This window comes from Ruegeria sp. AB11, assembly GCF_056536325.1.
This window is the reverse complement of record NZ_JBQFJO010000001.1, coordinates 903,336-921,717: the sequence shown is the minus strand read 5'-3', so window position 1 is coordinate 921,717 and position 18,382 is coordinate 903,336. Positions and strand designations below refer to the sequence as shown.

General features: G+C 55.0%; 21 protein-coding genes, 1 tRNA gene and 1 riboswitch. Of the genes, 9 read left to right on the top strand and 13 right to left on the bottom strand.

Features of this window, described 5'->3' with window-relative positions; genetic code table 11:
• Nucleotides 1-150: 150 nt before the first annotated feature.
• Nucleotides 151-1,089, bottom strand: a complete 939-nt coding sequence (radC, locus tag ACR3EJ_RS04725) for a RadC family protein (protein ID WP_480422745.1) — start codon at nt 1,087-1,089, stop codon at nt 151-153.
• A gap of 575 nt (nt 1,090-1,664) precedes the next feature.
• Here radC and ACR3EJ_RS04720 point away from each other — a divergent pair.
• On the top strand, nt 1,665-1,910 hold the full coding sequence (locus ACR3EJ_RS04720) for a hypothetical protein (protein ID WP_480422743.1): 246 nt from the start codon (nt 1,665-1,667) through the stop codon (nt 1,908-1,910).
• 404 nt (nt 1,911-2,314) lie between these two features.
• On the opposite strand, the gene ACR3EJ_RS04715 is transcribed toward ACR3EJ_RS04720, so the two are convergent.
• The 3 genes from ACR3EJ_RS04715 to ACR3EJ_RS04705 all read right to left on the bottom strand — a co-directional run bounded on the left by ACR3EJ_RS04715 (nt 2,315) and on the right by ACR3EJ_RS04705 (nt 3,974).
• Entirely contained in the window at nt 2,315-2,482 is a 168-nt protein-coding gene (locus tag ACR3EJ_RS04715; RefSeq protein WP_480422741.1) for a hypothetical protein, read from the bottom strand.
• 363 nt (nt 2,483-2,845) lie between these two features.
• Complete coding sequence (locus ACR3EJ_RS04710; RefSeq protein WP_170542171.1) at nt 2,846-3,088, bottom strand: glycine zipper 2TM domain-containing protein; 243 nt, start codon at nt 3,086-3,088, stop codon at nt 2,846-2,848.
• 810 nt (nt 3,089-3,898) lie between these two features.
• Nucleotides 3,899-3,974 (bottom strand) — tRNA-Lys (locus ACR3EJ_RS04705).
• A gap of 211 nt (nt 3,975-4,185) precedes the next feature.
• Here ACR3EJ_RS04705 and dapF point away from each other — a divergent pair.
• Nucleotides 4,186-5,028: a diaminopimelate epimerase gene (gene dapF / locus ACR3EJ_RS04700; protein ID WP_170542267.1), complete on the top strand. Its 843-nt coding sequence runs from the start codon at nt 4,186-4,188 to the stop codon at nt 5,026-5,028.
• Nucleotides 5,025-6,308: a tRNA (N(6)-L-threonylcarbamoyladenosine(37)-C(2))-methylthiotransferase MtaB gene (mtaB, locus tag ACR3EJ_RS04695; RefSeq protein WP_480422738.1), complete on the top strand. Its 1,284-nt coding sequence runs from the start codon at nt 5,025-5,027 to the stop codon at nt 6,306-6,308. The genes dapF and mtaB overlap by 4 nt, the downstream gene beginning before the upstream one ends.
• Here the strand turns inward: mtaB and ACR3EJ_RS04690 are convergent.
• The 4 genes from ACR3EJ_RS04690 to petA form a co-directional block, all read right to left on the bottom strand.
• Nucleotides 6,299-6,760 (bottom strand): cupin domain-containing protein, encoded by a 462-nt coding sequence (locus tag ACR3EJ_RS04690; RefSeq protein WP_170542271.1) that lies wholly within the window; start codon nt 6,758-6,760, stop codon nt 6,299-6,301. The two genes, mtaB and ACR3EJ_RS04690, sit on opposite strands and share 10 nt — an antisense overlap.
• Before the next feature lie 129 nt (nt 6,761-6,889).
• Nucleotides 6,890-7,678, bottom strand: a complete 789-nt coding sequence (locus ACR3EJ_RS04685; RefSeq protein ID WP_170542273.1) for a cytochrome c1 — start codon at nt 7,676-7,678, stop codon at nt 6,890-6,892.
• Nucleotides 7,679-7,695: 17 nt separating this feature from the next.
• Nucleotides 7,696-9,027: a cytochrome b gene (gene petB / locus ACR3EJ_RS04680; protein WP_010443143.1), complete on the bottom strand. Its 1,332-nt coding sequence runs from the start codon at nt 9,025-9,027 to the stop codon at nt 7,696-7,698.
• Nucleotides 9,028-9,041: 14 nt separating this feature from the next.
• Entirely contained in the window at nt 9,042-9,626 is a 585-nt protein-coding gene (gene petA / locus ACR3EJ_RS04675; protein ID WP_010443142.1) for a ubiquinol-cytochrome c reductase iron-sulfur subunit, read from the bottom strand.
• A 487-nt stretch (nt 9,627-10,113) separates the two neighbouring features.
• On the opposite strand from petA, the gene ACR3EJ_RS04670 reads away from it, so the two are divergent.
• The gene (locus tag ACR3EJ_RS04670) at nt 10,114-10,560 is read left to right on the top strand and encodes a c-type cytochrome (protein ID WP_170471390.1); all 447 of its coding nucleotides are present in this window, start codon (nt 10,114-10,116) and stop codon (nt 10,558-10,560) included.
• A 12-nt stretch (nt 10,561-10,572) separates the two neighbouring features.
• On the opposite strand, the gene ACR3EJ_RS04665 is transcribed toward ACR3EJ_RS04670, so the two are convergent.
• The gene (locus ACR3EJ_RS04665; protein ID WP_170542275.1) at nt 10,573-11,193 is read right to left on the bottom strand and encodes an FMN-binding negative transcriptional regulator; all 621 of its coding nucleotides are present in this window, start codon (nt 11,191-11,193) and stop codon (nt 10,573-10,575) included.
• 55 nt (nt 11,194-11,248) lie between these two features.
• A riboswitch (FMN riboswitch) is annotated at nt 11,249-11,395 on the top strand.
• Nucleotides 11,396-11,467: 72 nt separating this feature from the next.
• Between ACR3EJ_RS04665 and ACR3EJ_RS04660 the strand changes: the two genes are divergently transcribed.
• From ACR3EJ_RS04660 to cobO, 5 genes are all read left to right on the top strand, one after another.
• Complete coding sequence (locus tag ACR3EJ_RS04660; RefSeq protein ID WP_170542277.1) at nt 11,468-11,908, top strand: 6,7-dimethyl-8-ribityllumazine synthase; 441 nt, start codon at nt 11,468-11,470, stop codon at nt 11,906-11,908.
• Nucleotides 11,909-11,998: 90 nt separating this feature from the next.
• Nucleotides 11,999-13,099, top strand: coding sequence for a chorismate synthase (aroC, locus tag ACR3EJ_RS04655; RefSeq protein WP_170542279.1), 1,101 nt, complete (start codon nt 11,999-12,001; stop codon nt 13,097-13,099).
• On the top strand, nt 13,083-13,745 hold the full coding sequence (locus ACR3EJ_RS04650) for an HD domain-containing protein (RefSeq protein ID WP_170542281.1): 663 nt from the start codon (nt 13,083-13,085) through the stop codon (nt 13,743-13,745). Before aroC ends, ACR3EJ_RS04650 begins: the two co-directional genes overlap by 17 nt.
• Before the next feature lie 52 nt (nt 13,746-13,797).
• A complete protein-coding gene (locus ACR3EJ_RS04645; RefSeq protein ID WP_170542283.1) occupies nt 13,798-14,733 on the top strand; it encodes a DMT family transporter in 936 nt (311 codons plus the stop codon).
• Nucleotides 14,734-14,791: 58 nt separating this feature from the next.
• A complete protein-coding gene (gene cobO / locus ACR3EJ_RS04640) occupies nt 14,792-15,391 on the top strand; it encodes a cob(I)yrinic acid a,c-diamide adenosyltransferase (protein ID WP_010443135.1) in 600 nt (199 codons plus the stop codon).
• Here cobO and ACR3EJ_RS04635 read toward each other — a convergent pair.
• The 4 genes from ACR3EJ_RS04635 to ACR3EJ_RS04620 form a co-directional block, all read right to left on the bottom strand.
• On the bottom strand, nt 15,388-15,597 hold the full coding sequence (locus ACR3EJ_RS04635) for a hypothetical protein (protein WP_170542285.1): 210 nt from the start codon (nt 15,595-15,597) through the stop codon (nt 15,388-15,390). The two genes, cobO and ACR3EJ_RS04635, sit on opposite strands and share 4 nt — an antisense overlap.
• 270 nt (nt 15,598-15,867) lie before the next feature.
• The gene (locus ACR3EJ_RS04630) at nt 15,868-16,233 is read right to left on the bottom strand and encodes an SPW repeat domain-containing protein (RefSeq protein ID WP_170542287.1); all 366 of its coding nucleotides are present in this window, start codon (nt 16,231-16,233) and stop codon (nt 15,868-15,870) included.
• 111 nt (nt 16,234-16,344) lie between these two features.
• The gene (locus ACR3EJ_RS04625) at nt 16,345-17,295 is read right to left on the bottom strand and encodes an AraC family transcriptional regulator (RefSeq protein ID WP_170703424.1); all 951 of its coding nucleotides are present in this window, start codon (nt 17,293-17,295) and stop codon (nt 16,345-16,347) included.
• A gap of 116 nt (nt 17,296-17,411) precedes the next feature.
• Entirely contained in the window at nt 17,412-18,278 is an 867-nt protein-coding gene (locus tag ACR3EJ_RS04620; protein WP_170542291.1) for a branched-chain amino acid aminotransferase, read from the bottom strand.
• Nucleotides 18,279-18,382 lie beyond the last annotated feature (104 nt).

The window sequence follows — 18,382 nt, the reverse complement described above, 5'->3', positions numbered from 1 at the left end:
ACGTTCTGCGCGCCTATCCAACTTCTTGTTTACCCACCAGGTAAGCACTTTCCCAATCGAGTTTCCGATGAATACACAAAGCGCCAAAATTAAGATGAGTTCAATCATTGGCATTCTTTCAAAGATAGTCGAAAATATACAGCTACGCCGCTAGACGCGCATGAGCAAGCCATTCGCACTAAAGGAATATTCTTCATTCTTCCCAATGATAACATGGTCATGAATGACAATGCCCATTTTGTCACAGGCATCCTTAATTCGTTCGGTCATGACAATATCGGAGTTACTGGGCGTCGGGTCGCCAGACGGATGGTTGTGGACGAGGATGAGCGAACTGGCGTTCAGTTCCAAGGCACGTTTCACAACCTCACGCGGGTACACAGGAACGTGGTCTACAGTATCCTTGGCTTGTTCCTCATCAGCAATCAGAACATTCTTGCGATCCATGTAGAGAACCCGGAATTGCTCAACTTCGCGATGCGCCATTGCGGTACGACAGTAGGTCACCAAATCTTCCCAAGACGACACAACATCCCGCCTCATTATCTGTGCCTGCGCCATTCTATGACCGAAGGCTTCAACAACGCGCAGATGATAGAAAACCCAGTCGTTAGCCCCATCTACCTTGAGAATTCGGTGCTTTGAGGCTGCAATGACCCCATTCAGGTCACCAAACTCGGCCAGAAGACGCTTTGCTAATGGCTTTACGTCGATCCTTGGGATTGCGTTGAACAACAGCAACTCCAGTAGTTCATACTCCGGCATCGGCTCATGACCGCCCTTGAGAAATCGCTGTCGTAATCGCTCACGATGCCCCCAATAGTGCGGACGCTTAGCCCCGTCATCCCCTTTGACCAAACCACCTCCAGCAGCATTCTTCGGTGATAGGCGTTCACGATAAACGTAGGCTGGCTGATGTGCCGCTTCGACTATCGCATCGGGTGGCGGTGTGCGGGCGTCTAGGTCCTTCAACCCCTGCAATGCATCTTCTGAAAAGCCCTGTTGGCCATCGTATGTTAGCAACTTGCCATACTTTTTTCTGTCTCGGCCAATGACCTGCTTGAGATGGTCAATGATTTGGTTCTTCATCTCCGCGCTCCTGCCCGAACTTGTTTTCCGAGCATGCCAAGATGTTGGTTAATGAGTAGTAAAAAAGGACTGTTGCGCCATGAAATGAGTACACTAGTTCTCTGGTTAAGCGACCGATTTCTTTGAATTTCCCAATGCAGCAGCGTAGCTTGAATCCGCTACTCTCAGGCGGGACGGTGCTGACGAGGCAAACCAGTACTGCTTTGAGAGTTAACGAACAAGAACTCATCCGTGAGAAGTAGAGGTTGCACCGTTCCCGACACTACCGTTTTTGCCTTTGACCTTGTTTTGGCGGCAACGGTCCTGACAGTTGCTTTTCGTTGCTCGATTTCGTTGAGCAGGAAGAACACTGCTGCAGGCTTCCCCACAAGGTCTCTCGGAATAACGATGCTATCCACTTTTTTATCCTTCTGAGAAATGCCCACCAGCGCACCCGAACTCCGGCTGCCTGAAGCTACCCTAGGTTGAAAAGTGGCAAAATTGTGGCAACGTACCAGTGCGATACGTTTGGGCAGTTAGTCGCTTACTAATTGCTGCTGCTTTTGAGGTGCAACTACGCTGACGAAGAGTGGTCAATGAGCCACTTAACTCACTACGACCCGCCTCATGTGGGCCTTAGCTTCACCCACTTCCCATGGCAGAACGCACACCGGATGGCACAGCGTGCCCAAAAGCTGGCGCAGAACTATTCCAAGGGCTGGCACTGCGCCTATTGCGGCAACCTCATGCCCGAATGTAAACGGGTGGACGCCGAGTACTGCAAGGAAGGCTGTCGCAAGATGGCGGCGCGGAAACGGCGTGTTAGCAGTCCAAAACCGTAAGAAAGCTATACGGCATACTGTTCGGTAAATTAGCTGCACAGCATCCGGGCATCTGCTCAGATAGCTGTAATCAGGGCGTTTGCCGCACCTAAAAAACCCGCGACTGCCGCTGCACTCGCCAATAATATACAGACGACTTCAATCGCACTTAGTTTCATGTTTTGCCCCCAAGCAAGTCTCACATTGGACTTAGGGCAACCGTTAACGACCGAAAAGAACGTCATGATTTACGTGGCGGAAGCCTGCCTTGCTCGAGGCGTCAATCCGCTCAACAATGTATGCATATTACTTATGGTTGAGGGTCTGAACGGCACTTGAAACTTGACCTGTTGCAGCACTGCACCGCTTCTATCGCTTGAGCCCTTTCTCTCGTCCACACGCCCTTATTTCGCGTCTGAGCGTGACTATCCCTGCAACACTGGTTTGGGTGAGTAAAGTTGTTCATAAAGCTCAACGGCAGCCAGATATTCTACGAGCTGCTTGCCTTCCTCGGTATCCGGTTCAGATCCCCATAGATACTCAATCTCTCGCAGGGCGGCGCAGTATTCAGTCGGGGTGAGTACAGTCGTCATTGTAACACCTCAAAGCTTAAATCAATGCCAAGTGTGATACCTGAAAGCGCGCGATTCTGTTAGGCGGCTGTTTTGACCTCAACACGGTTCGGCTCAATGTTGTAAGACCCGTCGGACTGGATAGCGTACAATTGCGCTACAAAGGATTAACGTACATTAAGCTCAGTCAAATCGAGGTAAGAAAAGGGGCACACCCACCACAAGCGCGCCCCACCAAACGAATTACCAAAAACTAGCGTTCTCAAATACACCAACGCTTACTCGTTAATGCAGGCAGTGTGTCCGGTTCTGAGTGGGCGGTCAGTGAAGCGGGTTACACAGGTTAGATATTATGTGGACTTCAGAGGCTTCGACCAAAGTTTGTTAGTTGCAGGCTGATTGCCCTGCATACATACCAACGCCTGCACCCGCTGCGGTCGCCAGAGTCTTGCCTGTTCCGCCACCGAACCGGTTTCCAACTACTCCCCCAAGGGCAGCACCACCTAAGATACCTGCAGCACAGCGTGCGTCATGCTGTACTTGGGCTTGAGTTGGCGTGGTCGGTGCTCCACATGCAGCCACGAGCAGTGAAATGCCAAGTGCACAGGTTAACAGTACTTTGTTCATCTCGATTGCCTCTCAAATTACCGAATTAGTTGTCTGAGTAGGTGGCTCTTGGTCGTCTATAGTACAAGGTATCAGCGTCTGTGCGATTTGAGCTTAACTAAATCTTAATAAAGGGAACTCTGGGTCCACCCCCTCGCCCGAAACTCAATCTCCTTGAGTTTGCAGAGTCTCAGTTAGCCAGTCCTCCGACGCGCAAGCCGCCGTTACCCACCAATTGCTCAATCTTGCATTACGGTCTTGGCGTCAGTAGCAACTTTCTACACGTTCACGAGCAACTTGAATGTCTTCTCCAAATGAAGTGTACAATTCCAGATATGGGCTGACAGCCCTATTGTCCGATACGTAAGCTCGGAAATCGGGCAAGTCGGGATGTTCACTTATGGAGCCCTGCAGAACCTCAAATTGCGCCTGAGAAACAGCGTTCGATGGGTCGGCTTCGAGCCATTGAGACATATGGTCGTCGCGCCAATCGAGCACCCAAAAGTCATTGGGTGAAGCTATCCGGTCGTTTCCAAAGGAGCCGCCGTTGGTGGTGGCGACAAGCAATACTATCGATTCATGAAGGCAGTTTGGTTATGGGGTTGGTTCTTTGCGTTGCCCATAGTTGCAACCACTTATGCGCTCTGGCTCTAAGCCAACGGCAGTTCATTTTTTAAGGGAAAGAACGCTGTGCGGTGATCCGACAAAATGGGGTGCAAATAATGCGCCCTGTCCCCCATATGTCCCCCAGAATCCGAGCCAGGCAATATCACACGCACATCCATCCAGCGCCATGTCGGCGTAAGTCATTGCTCTATTGTAAGAAAACAGTGGTGAGCCGTGCAGGATTCGAACCTGCGACCCACTGATTAAAAGTCAGTTGCTCTACCAACTGAGCTAACGGCCCACTCTTTTGTTGGATCTCGATGATCCGTGGCGCTCTGTAAGGTATTTACCCAACCGGGTTCAAGACCTTAATTTGCACCTCGGCACGCTTTTGTCTGATGTCAGTCCAGCGCCCCGATAGGCGGCCTAATTAGGCAGGTGGCGCTGGGGGGTCAACCCCTATTTTGTGGAATCTTTAGGACAGGCTGGATTCATTTTGTCGCCGGGGTTATATGCCCGCAATGCAAACCCTAAACGATACCGGATTGCCCATTATGAAGATGCACGGGCTGGGCAATGACTTTGTCGTTGTGGATGCGCGCGCGCATACGATTCCGATCACACCCAAGATGGCCAGGGGAATTGGGCATCGGCAGTTTGGCGTGGGTTTCGACCAGCTCGCGGTGATCGAAAGCGGAATTGCAGATGCGCATCTGGTGTTCTACAACGCCGATGGGTCGACCTCGGCAGCCTGTGGAAACGCAACGCGATGTATTGCCAGATTCTTGCTGGATGAAACCGGCAGATCGGATCTGACTCTCACGACAGAACGCGGCATTCTGCAGGCACGGGACGCAGGAAATGGCCTGACATCGGTCAACATGGGCCAACCTCAGCTTCTTTGGAATGAGATTCCCCTGACCGAAGAAATGGACACGCTTGAACTCCCTATCGAAGGGGGACCAACAGCGACCGGAATGGGTAATCCGCATTGCACTTTCTTTGTCGACGATGCGGAGGCGATCCCTCTCGAAGATTTCGGTGCGCGTTATGAACACCATCCGCTCTATCCTGAACGTACCAACGTGCAGGTAGCGCAGATCGCAGGGCCAGACAAAATCCGCATGCGCGTCTGGGAGCGCGGTGTTGGGATCACCTTGGCTTCGGGGTCATCATCCTGTGCCACTGCCGTCGCAGCGGCCCGGCGTGGACTTACCGGGCGCCAGGTACAAGTTGATCTTGACGGTGGGACTATATGGATCGACTGGCGCGATGATGGCGTCTGGATGACGGGGCCAACAGTCCACGTTTTTTCGGGTACGCTCACGCCGGAATTTCTGAGGTCTCTGGAATGAACCCGCCCAAGTTCAGTACTCTGGGTTGCCGCCTGAACGCCTACGAGACCGAGGCGATGAAAGAGCTGTCACAGCAGGCGGGCCTTAGCGATGCGGTGATCGTAAACACTTGTGCGGTGACAGCTGAGGCCGTGCGCAAGGCGCGGCAGGAAATTCGCAAGCTGCGGCGGGAAAATCCCGACGCTCGCCTGATTGTCACCGGCTGTGCCGCGCAGACTGAGCCCGAGACATTCGCGCGCATGGATGAGGTCGACGCAGTTATCGGAAACACCGAAAAGATGCGGCCCGAAACCTGGAAAGGGATGGCCGCCGATTTTATCGGTCAGACCGAAGCCGTGCAGGTAGATGACATCATGTCTGTCACCGAAACGGCGGGCCATCTGATCGACGGTTTTGGCACCCGCTCACGCGCCTACGTTCAGGTCCAGAACGGGTGCGACCATCGGTGTACTTTCTGCATCATCCCCTATGGCCGCGGAAACTCTCGCAGCGTCCCTGCAGGCGTCGTGGTAGACCAGATCAAGCGGCTGGTCGATAGGGGCTATAACGAAGTTGTCCTGACCGGAGTTGACCTGACCTCATGGGGCGCGGACCTGCCTGCGCAACCCAAGCTTGGTGATCTGGTCATGCGCATCCTGAAATTGGTGCCGGACCTTCAGCGCCTGCGGATCAGCTCGATCGACTCGATCGAGGTGGACGAGAATCTGATGCAGGCCATCGCGACCGAACCGCGCCTGATGCCCCACCTGCATCTGTCGCTACAGCATGGCGATGATCTGATCCTGAAGCGCATGAAACGTCGCCACCTGCGCGATGATGCCATCCGCTTTACGGAAGAGGCTCGTAAGTTGCGCCCGGATATGACATTTGGGGCCGATATCATCGCAGGCTTCCCGACAGAGTCCGAAGACCATTTCGAGAATTCTCTAAAATTGGTCAACGACTGCGACCTGACCTGGCTGCATGTGTTTCCATATTCAAAACGCGAAGGAACTCCCGCTGCTCGCATCCCACAGCAGGTGAACGGAAACGTAATCAAGGAGCGGGCCGCCCGCTTACGTGCTGCCGGGGATGCCAAGGTTGCGAAGCATGTTTCAGAACAGGTTGGAAGGTATCACAACATACTGATGGAAAACCCTAATATGGGTCGGACCGAACAGTTTACTGAAGTCACTTTTTCCCAGCCTCAAATTGAAGGGCAGATCGTGCGCGGGGTGATCACAGGCACATCAGGTATGCAGTTGCAGGCCCAACCCTGTGCTCAGGTCAGTCAAAGATAGACGACACCGAATTCCCGCTCGATCAACTCAAAGTCCTGTTCGCCACCCTCGTTCTGCCGGGAGGTTTCGGCCATGAACGCTTCGGCGCGGTCGCCGGGGAAAATGTAGCTGATCATACGCACAGTCTGATCGCTATTGTTTTTCATGTAATGGGAAACTCCGCGCGGGCAGTGAATGGTATCCCCTGCGCCGGCGCTGACCCACGTGTCACCAATCTTCGCATCAACCGTGCCTTGAAGAATGTGAAACGTCTGATCCTCCCATTTATGGTAATGATCAGGCACCGCGCCTCCTGGAGCCATAACGCCGTCCGAGATTACGTATTCTCCGTCGGTGGCCTCTTTGCCCACAACAACTCCGACATACTCATTCGGCGCCATCATGTATTTCTTGCTGCCATCCCAATGCTGAATGACAACCTGTTTACGTGTGGCTTCGATTTTGTCTGCCATCGATAAGCTCCTTCGGAATTTCTGTATTCGCTATCTGGGAACTCGTGGCCTGAATTCCAGTAGGCACCAAAGAAGAAACCCCGCAACCGAAAGGTGCGGGGGTCCTTGAATAAACAATCCGGTTGGATATTAGTCCTTGCGGATCTTGCCCTTGTGGGGTGCCCACAGACGCTTGTTCACCAGATAAAGCAACACAGACAGAACCGTTAGGAACAGAACACCGACGAACCCGGCATTCTTGCGGTCCATCATCTTTGGCTCAGCGGTCCACATCAGGAAGGCCGCAACGTCTTCCGACATGGCTTCGACCGTTGCTGGATGACCATCCGCGAATTCAACCTGATCCTCGGCCAATGGCGGTGCCATCGAGATCCAGCCACCCGGGAAGGCCTTGTTCTCATAAAGAACCGTGCCCGCCTCTTCCTTCTCTTCGCCGGTATAGCCATCAAGCAATGATGCGATATATTCCGCACCACCCATGCCTTTGACCAGTTGGTTAATCCCCAGGCCGTATGGGCCATGGAATCCGGCACGGGCCTTCGCCATCAAGCTCAGGTCCGGTGCGCCAACGCCAGTATTGGCCGGGAAGTGGTCGGTCGGGATTGCCGGGCGGAAATCGTCCAGCTCGGGATCGAACACTTCGAAATTATCGGCCGCATAGGTGATGACCTGTTCTTCCGAGTATCCCAGATCCTCAAGCGTCCGCAGCGGTATGTATTGCAGACCATGGCAGGCCGCGCAGACCTCAGTATAGATCTGCAGACCGCGCTGAAGCTGGTTCTGATCCCAGGTTCCAAACGGTCCCTCGAACGAGAAGTCGAAGTCTTCGATGTGCTGCTCACCACCACCTGCCGCAAAGGTCGAGGCGGGCGCAAGGGCCAGAGCGAACGCGGCACCGATTGCAAGTTTCTTGAACATGTTTCCGGTCCCTCTTCTTACTCGGCCGGCGTGGCGTCGGCGTCAGCCTTGCCATAATGCGCGTTGAAGTCTTCTTCGATGGTTTCCGGCTGTGCCAGAGGTTTCTCGATCACGCCAAGGATCGGCAGGATCACGAAGAAATATGCGAACCAGTAGGCGGACGCGATCAGCGAGAAGGTCGCATAGGGCTCTTCCGCGGGCATCGCCCCCAACCACATCAGGGCAAAGAAGTCGATGACCAGCAGGTAGAACCACCATTTGAACATCGGGCGGTATTTGCCCGAACGCACTGTCGATGTGTCCAGCCAAGGTGCCAGGGCCATTGCCAGGATCGCACCGAACATCGCCAGAACACCAAAGAACTTGGCATCGATGATGCCGCCGGTGATGAAGCTGGCAAACTGAACGACCCAGACCTCGCCGGTGAAGGCACGCAGGATCGCGTAGAACGGCAGGAAGTACCATTCAGGAACGATGTGCGCAGGTGTGACCAGCGGGTTGGCTTCGATGTAGTTATCCGGGTGGCCCAGATAGTTCGGCATGTAGCCAACGATGGCCCAGAACACGACAAGAATAACCGCCAGAGCGAACAGGTCCTTGATCACGAAATAGGGCCAGAACGGCAGCGTGTCTTTCTCGGCCTCGGCCTTCGAACCACGGCGCACTTCAACACCCGTAGGGTTGTTGTTGCCAGTGGTGTGGAAGGCCCAGATATGCACGATGACCAGCGCTGCGATAACGAAAGGCAGCAGGTAGTGCAGCGAGAAGAAACGGTTCAGCGTGGCGTTGTCCACCGCAGGTCCGCCCAGCAGCCAGGTCTGGATCGCGTCACCCACAAACGGGATCGCGCCAAACAGGCCGGTGATCACGGTCGCACCCCAGAAGGACATCTGGCCCCAGGGCAGAACGTAGCCCATGAAGGCAGTGCCCATCATCATCAGGTAGATCAGCATACCGATGATCCACGTGATCTCACGCGGGGCTTTGTACGAGCCGTAAAATAGGCCGCGGAAGATGTGAATGTAGACCGCAACAAAGAACAGCGACGCGCCATTCATGTGCAGATACCGCAGCATATAGCCGCCATTCACGTTGCGCATGATGTGTTCGATGCTGGCAAAGGCCAGATCGACATGCGGGGTATAGTGCATCACCAGAACGATACCGGTGACGATTTGCAGCGCCAGACAGAACGTCAGAACGATACCCCAAATCCACATCCAGTTCAGGTTCTTTGGGGTCGGGATCATCAGTGTATCATACAGCAGGCCGACAATCGGCAGGCGGCTGTTCAGCCACTTTTCGCCGCTTGTCTTCGGCTCGTAATGATCGTGGGGAATTCCGGACATAAGTTGGGTCTCCCTTAGCCGAGTTTGATTGTGCTGTTGTCCACCCATTCAGCGGGCGGGACAGGCAGGTTCTCGGGCGCGGGGCCCTTACGGATACGGCCGGCCAGATCGTAGTGCGAACCGTGGCAGGGGCAGAACCAGCCGCCGAAATCACCGGCATCGCCCAGCGGCACACATCCAAGGTGAGTACAGACGCCCATCTGAACGATCCATGCACCCGGCGCTTCGCCTTCGGGCGACGGCATGACGCGGTTGGCGTCAGTTGCCGGTGCATCGGCTGCAATATTGAAGTTACGCGCCAGCGGATCAGGCAGAGCATCCACGCCTTCAGCGTCCTGCTCTTTGGCTTCCTGGATCTCGGCACCAGTTCGGTGGCGGATGAAAACAGGTTTGCCCAACCATTTCACGGTCAGCTGCGTGCCCGTCTCAACCCCGCTGACGTCAACACGGATCGAGGACAGCGCCTGAACGTCTGCCGAGGGATTCATTTGATTTACCAGGGGCCAAACGGCAGCCCCCGTCGCAACGACACCTGCGCCGCCAGCGACGTAGTACAGAAAATCTCTGCGGGTGCCTTCGTGGTCTTCAGCGTGGGACACGAGGTTATCTCCGAATTGTCTGGCGCCCGCGAACGGGCATATAGCTCGCGCACCGCATGAACTGCGGCGTCTTAAAGGGGGTATCTATCGGGGAGAATAGAGTTCGTCCAGCGCTCTTAAACGCGCAATACGCCGCATCTAAGCAATCATTTCACGGTGAAAGGGTAAAATTTCAATATCAAATGCAGATTTTAGTCTTCTGGGCAGCCACTAGGCCCAGTGGTCATGTGGTGTGATTCGGGGCTGGCCTGCGGATTGGCGCATCCGGGTTTATCCACCTTCACTCCCTTTCAAGATCGTCGAAACGACGCTGAATTTGCCAGAGTTTTGCCACGATATTTTCCAAATTAACGCGAACATGATGAGATTAAATTATTAATTTAAAATAGATATTTCAAAGATATAGCAGAATATCGAATTCCGATTGCACTCATTGCGGGAATACGTGAAAGGCCGAAGGAAATCACCAAGCAGCCGGAGAATTCCAATGCCAAAGATTGCAGCAACCGCGGTTCTATTTACGATTCTGAGTACAGCACAAGCTATTGCAGCCGGAGACCCCGCAAAAGGCAAACAACTCTATAACCGATGCTCATCCTGCCACGCGATCATCAAGGATGGCGATGTTTTGGTCAAAGGCGGCATTACGGGGCCGAATCTCTATGGCGTAGTTGGTCGCGTGGCCGGAACCGAAAGCGATTATCTGTACGGAAGCGAGCGTCTGCCCATTGGCATGTTTACCGATGACATGATCCGTGCCGGGCAAGAAGGGCTGGTATGGACCGAAGAAAACATCGCCGCCTATTCACAAGACCCGATCAACTTCATCAAAGAATATCTGAATGATGAAACCGCCCGCCCGAATATGAGCGTAAAGCTGAAGAAAGGAGCGGATCACATAGCCGCCTATCTCGCCACCTTCACTACTCAGTAAACTAGGTGATTTTTAAATTTTGGCCTCGCGCATGAGCGAGGCCAATGACCCGACCTCAGCCCCAATCCCAGCAGATTGGACGTGATCAGCGGCGCGTTGGCGCGCAACGTCGGGCTTATTCTGGTTAAGTTTCCAAGTGCCATCAATGTCCGAGACCGTAAGTCGGCATGGCACAATCATCCGCATCATCCGATCCAACGCATCTGGTGTCATCTTCGACGCCAGCCATGGAGGCTTAGGCAACAGGCGATTCTCGAAATCAGCGGCCTGTCGGTCCAGCAGGCCTCGCAACTCTTCCACGGGGCGCATCTCAAGCACGCCGGTCAGATGCACCGCAACATAGTTCCAGGTCGGGACCTGATCATCGACGCCATACCAATCAGGCGAGATATACCCATCAGGCCCTGAAACGGCGATCCGCGCAGATTGTGGCTGCTTCAATGCACGCACGATCGGGTTTGACCGCACTAGATGCAGATCCGCCCATTCGACATCTTCGCTCAGCAAGAAAGGAACGTGGCTCAGTAATGGCGCTTCCGGTGTCGAGACTGCTAGAACGCCAAAGGCGCGATCTCGGACAAAATCGATATGACGCGCACGCGCCTCGTTGCGAAAGGCAGGGTTAGGATGCATTTGGGTCCTCCGTCCAATTTCTCTTGCAGAACCAGTATCGAATTGGCAAGGTCCACCTCGTTCTCAGGGCGGGGCGAAATTCCCCACCGGCGGTATGCGGGCTCGACCCGTAAGCCCGCGAGCGGCCCCGACCTTCGGGGTGTCAGCAGATCTGGTGAGAGGCCAGAGCCGACGGTTACAGTCCGGATGAAAGAGAACGTGCAGCACGCCGGTAATGCGGTGTGCCCGCTCGTGATCGCCTTGGGTGAAGTGTCTGTTTGCTAAGGAGATCATGATGACACACACCCGCTATGCTTTCGTCAAAGCCAATTGGCATTCTGATATCGTGGATCGCGCCCTTGATGGGTTCTTGCAACTCATCCCCGCCGAACAGGTCGATATATTTGACGTCCCCGGCGCGTTTGAAATGCCTTTGATTGCGCGCGATCTGGCTCAAACCGGTCAATACGCGGCCATAGCCTGTGCAGCCTTCGTTGTGGATGGGGGCATCTACCGGCACGATTTTGTTGCTCAGGCCGTGGTTGATGGTTTGATGCGCGCCGCTATGGACACCGGTGTCCCAGTGCTGTCGGTCTCGCTGACGCCGCATCAATATCAGGAAACCGATCATCACAACGCCATCTACCGCGAGCACTTTGTGCAAAAAGGGCGCGAAGCCGCACAGGCGGCCCAAAAGGTCACCAAGACCCGCGCGAACATCGCTGCTGCGGCCTGACAGCAAGCGGTCGGGGTCACCCTCGACCGCAAATCCGCTTGAGGCCAAGCCCCGCGCCCGCTAATCACGTTCCGCAAAGGAGCACGCCCCATGTCGATGAACAGCTTTGGACACCTTTTCCGAGTCACCACCTGGGGTGAAAGTCACGGGCCTGCATTGGGGGCCACCGTCGACGGCTGCCCACCGGGTGTGCAAATCAATGAGACTATGATCCAGCACTGGCTGGACAAGCGTAAACCGGGGCAGAACAAGTTTACGACCCAGCGGCGCGAGCCCGATCAGGTCAAAATCCTGTCCGGTGTTTTCGAAGGCCAGACCACCGGCACGCCTGTACAATTGATGATCGAGAACACCGATCAGCGCTCGAAAGACTACGGTGACATCATGGACAAGTTCCGCCCTGGTCACGCTGATATTACTTACTGGCAGAAATACGGTATTCGCGATTATCGCGGTGGCGGACGCAGCTCGGCCCGGGAAACGGCTTCGCGTGTCGCCGCTGGAGGGTTGGCGCGCGAAGCAATCAAGCAGATCGCCCCGAATGTGCAAATCACCGGTTATATGACACAGATCGGCCCGCACAAAATCGATCGTGGAAATTTCGACTGGTCGCAGATCGAACAAAACCCGTTCTGGACGCCGGACGCTAAATCTGCCGAGGATTGGGCGGTCTATCTCGATGATCTGCGCAAGTCCGGAAACTCGGTCGGCGCAGTGGTCGAGGTCGTGGCACGTGGTGTCCCCGCGGGGCTGGGCGCACCAATATACGCAAAGTTAGACACTGATCTTGCTGTCGCGATGATGTCGATCAACGCGGTAAAAGGCGTCGAGATTGGCGAGGGTATGGCGGCTGCAGAACTGACCGGCGAAGCCAACGCTGATGAAATCTTTATGGGTCAGAACGGCCCGCAATACAGCTCGAACCATGCAGGCGGCATTTTGGGCGGCATTTCCACCGGACAGGACGTCGTCGTGCGGTTTGCGGTCAAGCCGACCTCGTCGATCCTGACCACTCGCAAAACCATCACCAAATCCGGTGAAGAGACCGAGATCATCACCAAAGGACGCCACGATCCCTGCGTCGGCATCCGCGCCGTACCAGTGGGAGAAGCGATGATGGCCTGTGTAATCCTCGATCACCTGCTTCTGCATCGCGGCCAGATCGGCGAGAACCGTGGACGGATTGGCTGATCATCGCGCGGCGCTTCGGGCGGTCGTCACGCAGCGAATGCTGACCGATCCGGCGCATGATCTGGCGCATCTGGATCGGGTTTGGATGAACGCACAGGCTATTGCTGACCAGCGCACCAACCAGCGTGTATTGCTCGCCGCCTGTTATCTGCATGATCTGGTCAATCTGCCCAAGGACGATCCCAACCGGCATCTGGCGTCGCAACAATCGGCCGCTGAATCAGAGCCTATTCTTGCCGAACTTGACTTTACGGCGTCGGAAATTTGCGCGACGCAACACGCCATTGCTGCGCACAGCTACTCCGCCAACATCCCTCCTGAATCGCCCGAGGCATGTATCCTGCAGGACGCGGATCGACTGGACGCACTTGGCGCGATCGGGATTGCCCGCACCTTCGCCGTGTCGGCAGCATTGGGGCGGGCGTTGTATGATATCGCCGATCCCTTCGCCGAAGACCGCGACTTGGATGACCAGAGATTTGCAATCGACCATTGGAAGCTCAAGCTGCTGAACCTGCCAGCTGAAATGGTGACTGATCGCGGACGGGATTTAGCGCACAAGCGGGTTACTCAAATGCTCGGGTTTCTTGAGATATTCTCGGAAGAAATCGGGCACCCACTCCCAATCAACTGGAAATCTGTCTGATTGGTACAATCCCATCGTTGATCTTTTGCGCGCGAAAGCGCAGGTTCGCGCCATGGCAAAATCCTTAACATCGCATCGTCCGGCATTAGCCGTGGCGCTGAAACTCAGTGCGCTGGTGCTGTTCACAGTAATGTCCGCCTTGGTCAAGGCGCTGTCGGATGATTTCCCTCCGGGCGAAATGGTGTTTTTCCGCTCGCTCTTCGCCATTCCGGTCATCATCGCTTGGTTGTCATGGCGCGGAGAGCTGACGCATGGTTTCATCATTAAGAAGCCCATGGGCCATTTCTGGCGCGGTGTATTGGGCACGTCGGCCATGGGATTGACCTTTACCGGACTTAGCCTGCTGCCTTTGCCCGAGGTCACGGCCATCGGTTATGCCACCCCTATCTTCACGCTGATCCTGGCCGCAATCATGTTGGGTGAACGGATACGAATGATCCGCATCGGCGCCGTTGCGCTTGGTCTTGTCGGCGTTCTGATAATGATCTGGCCGCGCCTGGGCTCGGGTACTGCTGAAACCGCCGCAATGATCGGAGCGCTCTGTGTATTGGCGGCTACCGTCGCGCGCGCTTTTGTTCAGATACACATTCGGCAACTTGTGCAGGTGGATCATCCAGCTGCAATTGTGTTCTACTTTTCACTCACCGCAACTTTGCTTTCAAGCCTATCGGTGTTTTGGGGCTGGGTTGTCCCAAGCTGGGAACAAGCCGCATTGCTGGTGACAATGGGCTTGATCGGCGGAGTGGCGCAGATTCTCGTGACATCCTCGTACAAATTCGGCCAAGCCTCGATGTTGGCGCCTTACGATTATACGACGATGCTGTTTGCCATCATCATCGGCTATATCTGGTTTGATGAGCTTCCTACCCTGGTGATGCTGGGTGGTGCGGCGCTGGTGATTGCCGGCAATGTCGTAGTCATCCTACGCGAACGCCAACTTGGACTCGATCGGACCAAGGCGCGGTCTGTAACCGACCCCAAAGCATGACTTTACCTTTCGCAAACTTCCCCTAGTTTGGGGCGCGACATTCCCATGAGGTTTCCCGATGAGCGACGCACAAAACCACAAAGAAAAGATGCAAGAAGTGCAGGCGAAGCACCGCAAAAAAGTCTCGGAAGCGGTTGATCCCGGTCGGGGATTGGTGCTGATCAACACCGGCAAGGGCAAGGGCAAGTCCTCGGCCGCATTTGGTGTAGTAATTCGCGCCTTGGGTTGGGGTCAGAAAGTGGCTGTGGTTCAGTTCATCAAAGGCAAATGGAAGACGGGTGAGCGCAGGTTCTTTGAAGAGCGTGATCTGGTCACCTGGCACACAATGGGCGAAGGCTTCACCTGGGATACGCAAGACCGCGAACGTGACATTGCTGCCGCGACGGCAGCCTTTGGCAAGGCGTGTGATCTGATGAAAAGCGGCGACTATGATCTTGTTGTTTTGGACGAGATCAATATCGCGCTGCGCTACGAATACCTTTCAGTAGAGACTGTTATTGACGGTCTTAAGGCCCGTTCGGACAAAACCAGCGTATTCCTGACAGGCCGGGATGCACCCCAAGCTTTGCGCGAATATGCGGATCTGGTGACCGAGATGACCGAAGAGAAGCACCCGTTTCAGGCCGGTATCAAAGCCCAGCGGGGTGTGGATTTCTAAACCCGCACTTCCCCTTCATTCAGCGCGCGCTGTGATGCGCGCCTGACAGGCTCAGGTGTCACGACGGGGTGTTCCTCGAGCTTGCGACAACGTTCGGCATCACAGGTCTTGTGATCAAGATAAGCGGCGACATCTGAGGTCAGCGCATCGCAATCACATGACGCACAACAGGGATCGCCCATCAATTCTTCGAAACGTTCGCGCAATCGCAGCCTCTTTGTGGTCGTTTCCGGGGCGATGGCAGGCCTTCACATCTGCACAAGCTGAGCCTACAGATCGCCCCAGAACCTGGAGCTTGATATCAAAATCTGGCGTTGCATTATATCTGATTGTTTTTATCGGAAATTTCAAGCCTTAAATTCGATTACATCATCGCCAGCTCAATTTGGGCAAATCGCCTTATTAGAGCCAAAAAAGGAAGAGGGCCACGCAGAAATCCGCACAGCCCGTCAATGATTTACAGATTTGGTATTCGGTCAGACAACAACACCTTTTTCGGGCGCACTAAGCGATATGACCGCGACAACAGCGGCACCGTTCACCCAGTAGAACAGGGCGTCAATGCCGGAAAATCCAAGCAGGCTGGGCGCCATCAGAAAGGTAATACCAACAAGAAGATCTACAGCGAGGTGGAACTTGTAGGACAGCACCCTCCAGATTCCGAGATGATGATCTGTCAGAACGGTCAATACGAAGGCGGCCACGCCTGTAACCACGGACAGCCAGAGCGCCAAGGGGTTGGACTGACCAAGCCCTAGAACAAAGGGCAACACCATCAGCGCAATCGCAACCGGGTAGTCGAGATACGCATGGACAGAGCGGGTGACAAAACGCAGGGACATTTCAACTTCCTTTCCTTAATGAGTGATGGCTAAAGGATAGGAGCAGCGATCCGAACGGAGTATACTTGGTCGTTTGATAAACTTTGCAGATCGTTCGAAATACAAGAACGATCAGTGCAGTGCCCGATAGGCGGCGGGAGATACGCCAACCTGCTTCTTGAACACGCGCGAAAACGCGGCCTCAGAGGCATATCCCACCTCGGCAGCCGCATCCGCAACATTCCAGCGGTTTTCGGTCAACCCATGACAGGCTATCTGCATCCGCCAATCTGTCAGATATTGTATCGGAGTTGTTCCCATCTTCTGGGCAAAAAGCTGGGCAAACGCGGTGCGCGACATCGCTGCCTCGCGCGCGAGTGAGGCAACACTCCACTCCTGTGCGGGGGACTGATGAAATGCCGTCAGCGCCCGCGAGATGCGCGGGTCGGCAAACCCGGCCAGCGCGGCATCATCCGGGCTTTGGTGTTCCAGATAGGCCCGTATTGCTTGCGCAAACAGCACTTCAGACAGTTTCAAAGCAATTAAATCGCCGCCAATGCGTGCGCCGGACACCTCTGATCCGATCATGCGCAGGGTCGCCTCAATCCAGGTGCCAGCGTCCTCCCCGTAGTTCTCGATCAGAATATAGGGCGGCAGCCGATCGATCAGCATATGCCCAGTCCCTTTCCGACCGGCGGGTCCCGTAAACGAGAAATGACCGCAGATCAGCTGCGTATCGCGTTCTTCTTCCGCCCCGCCATAGACCAGCACACCGTCGCCCGTGTAGCCGGACTGATCCAACACCTGCTCAAGTGGCAGAGCGTCATAGGGTTTGACCTCGTTGCACAGCAGCGCGTGTGACGCGCCATGTGGGATCAAGATCAGGTCGCCCTGCCGCAACCGCAGCGTCTCGCCAGTTGCAGGCAGGTAAACCTTAAGCTCACCGCGCTGAACAAAGTGAAAGCGGGCCACGTTCTCGTAGCTCGGCACCTGTATCCCGAACGGTGGGGTAAAGGATGTGCGAAAGTAAAACGTGCCACGAAGAGACAGGCGGGTGAGAATATCGCTGAGAAGATCCAACATGGATCAAGAATACGGTCTCACACGCAGGCGTCCATATCTCGGGACGATCTGCACAAAAATTTGCACGGCTTGCAATCAGAACCCCCGCCCGAGCGGGGGTTCAAAGCGGTATTAACTTACGCGCGGACCAGCTTTTCGTAGTCTTCGGCGATTTCACGGGTCAGATCGCCAACCTCAAAGGTATAGTCGCCGATCTGCCCGACCGGAGTGACTTCGGCTGCTGTACCTGTCAGCCAACACTGTTCGAAATCTGCCATTTCTTCGGGTCTGATGCGGCGTTCGTGGACAGTGACGCCCTTGTCTTTCAGCATCTGGATCACCGTCTGACGGGTGATGCCGTTCAGGAAGCAATCGGCCAGCGGGGTGTGCACTTCTCCGTCTTTCACGAAGAAGACGTTGGCACCCGTCGCTTCTGCCACGTTGCCGTTGTAATCCATGAACAAAGCGTCCGAGCAGCCTTTGGCCTCGGCCTTATGCTTTGAAATGGTGCAGATCATGTAAAGACCCGCTGCCTTGGCATGTACCGGAATGGTTTCCGGGCTGGGTCGTTTCCACTCGGCGATGTCCAGCTTGGCACCTTGCATCTTGGCATCACCGTAATACGCACCCCAAGGCCAAACAGCGATGGCCATCCGAACGGGGTTCTTGGCGGAAGCGACACCCATATCCTCACCAGAGCCACGCCAGACCAGAGCTCGGACATAAGCATCCTGAAGACCGCTGGCTTTCAGCGCCTCTTCCTTTGCCGCCTCGATCTCATCAACCGAGTAAGGCATTGGCATATCCAGAGCCTCGGCCGAGGCGATCAGGCGTTCCGAATGTTCGCGGCTTTTGAAGATCTTGCCGTTATAGGCGCGCTCACCCTCAAACACTGAAGACGCATAGTGCATCGCGTGGGACAGAATGTGCACATTCGCTTCGCGCCAGGGCACAAGTTCGCCATCCATCCAGATGACACCGTCGCGATCGTCATATCCCGCCATGCGAAACCTCCTGAGCCGGGCTAGATTTCCGAATGTTGCGCCGTTTAGGTCCGCATCGGACATAATGTTGCGCAAAAACTGCGATTCGATACCTGTGCGCACTT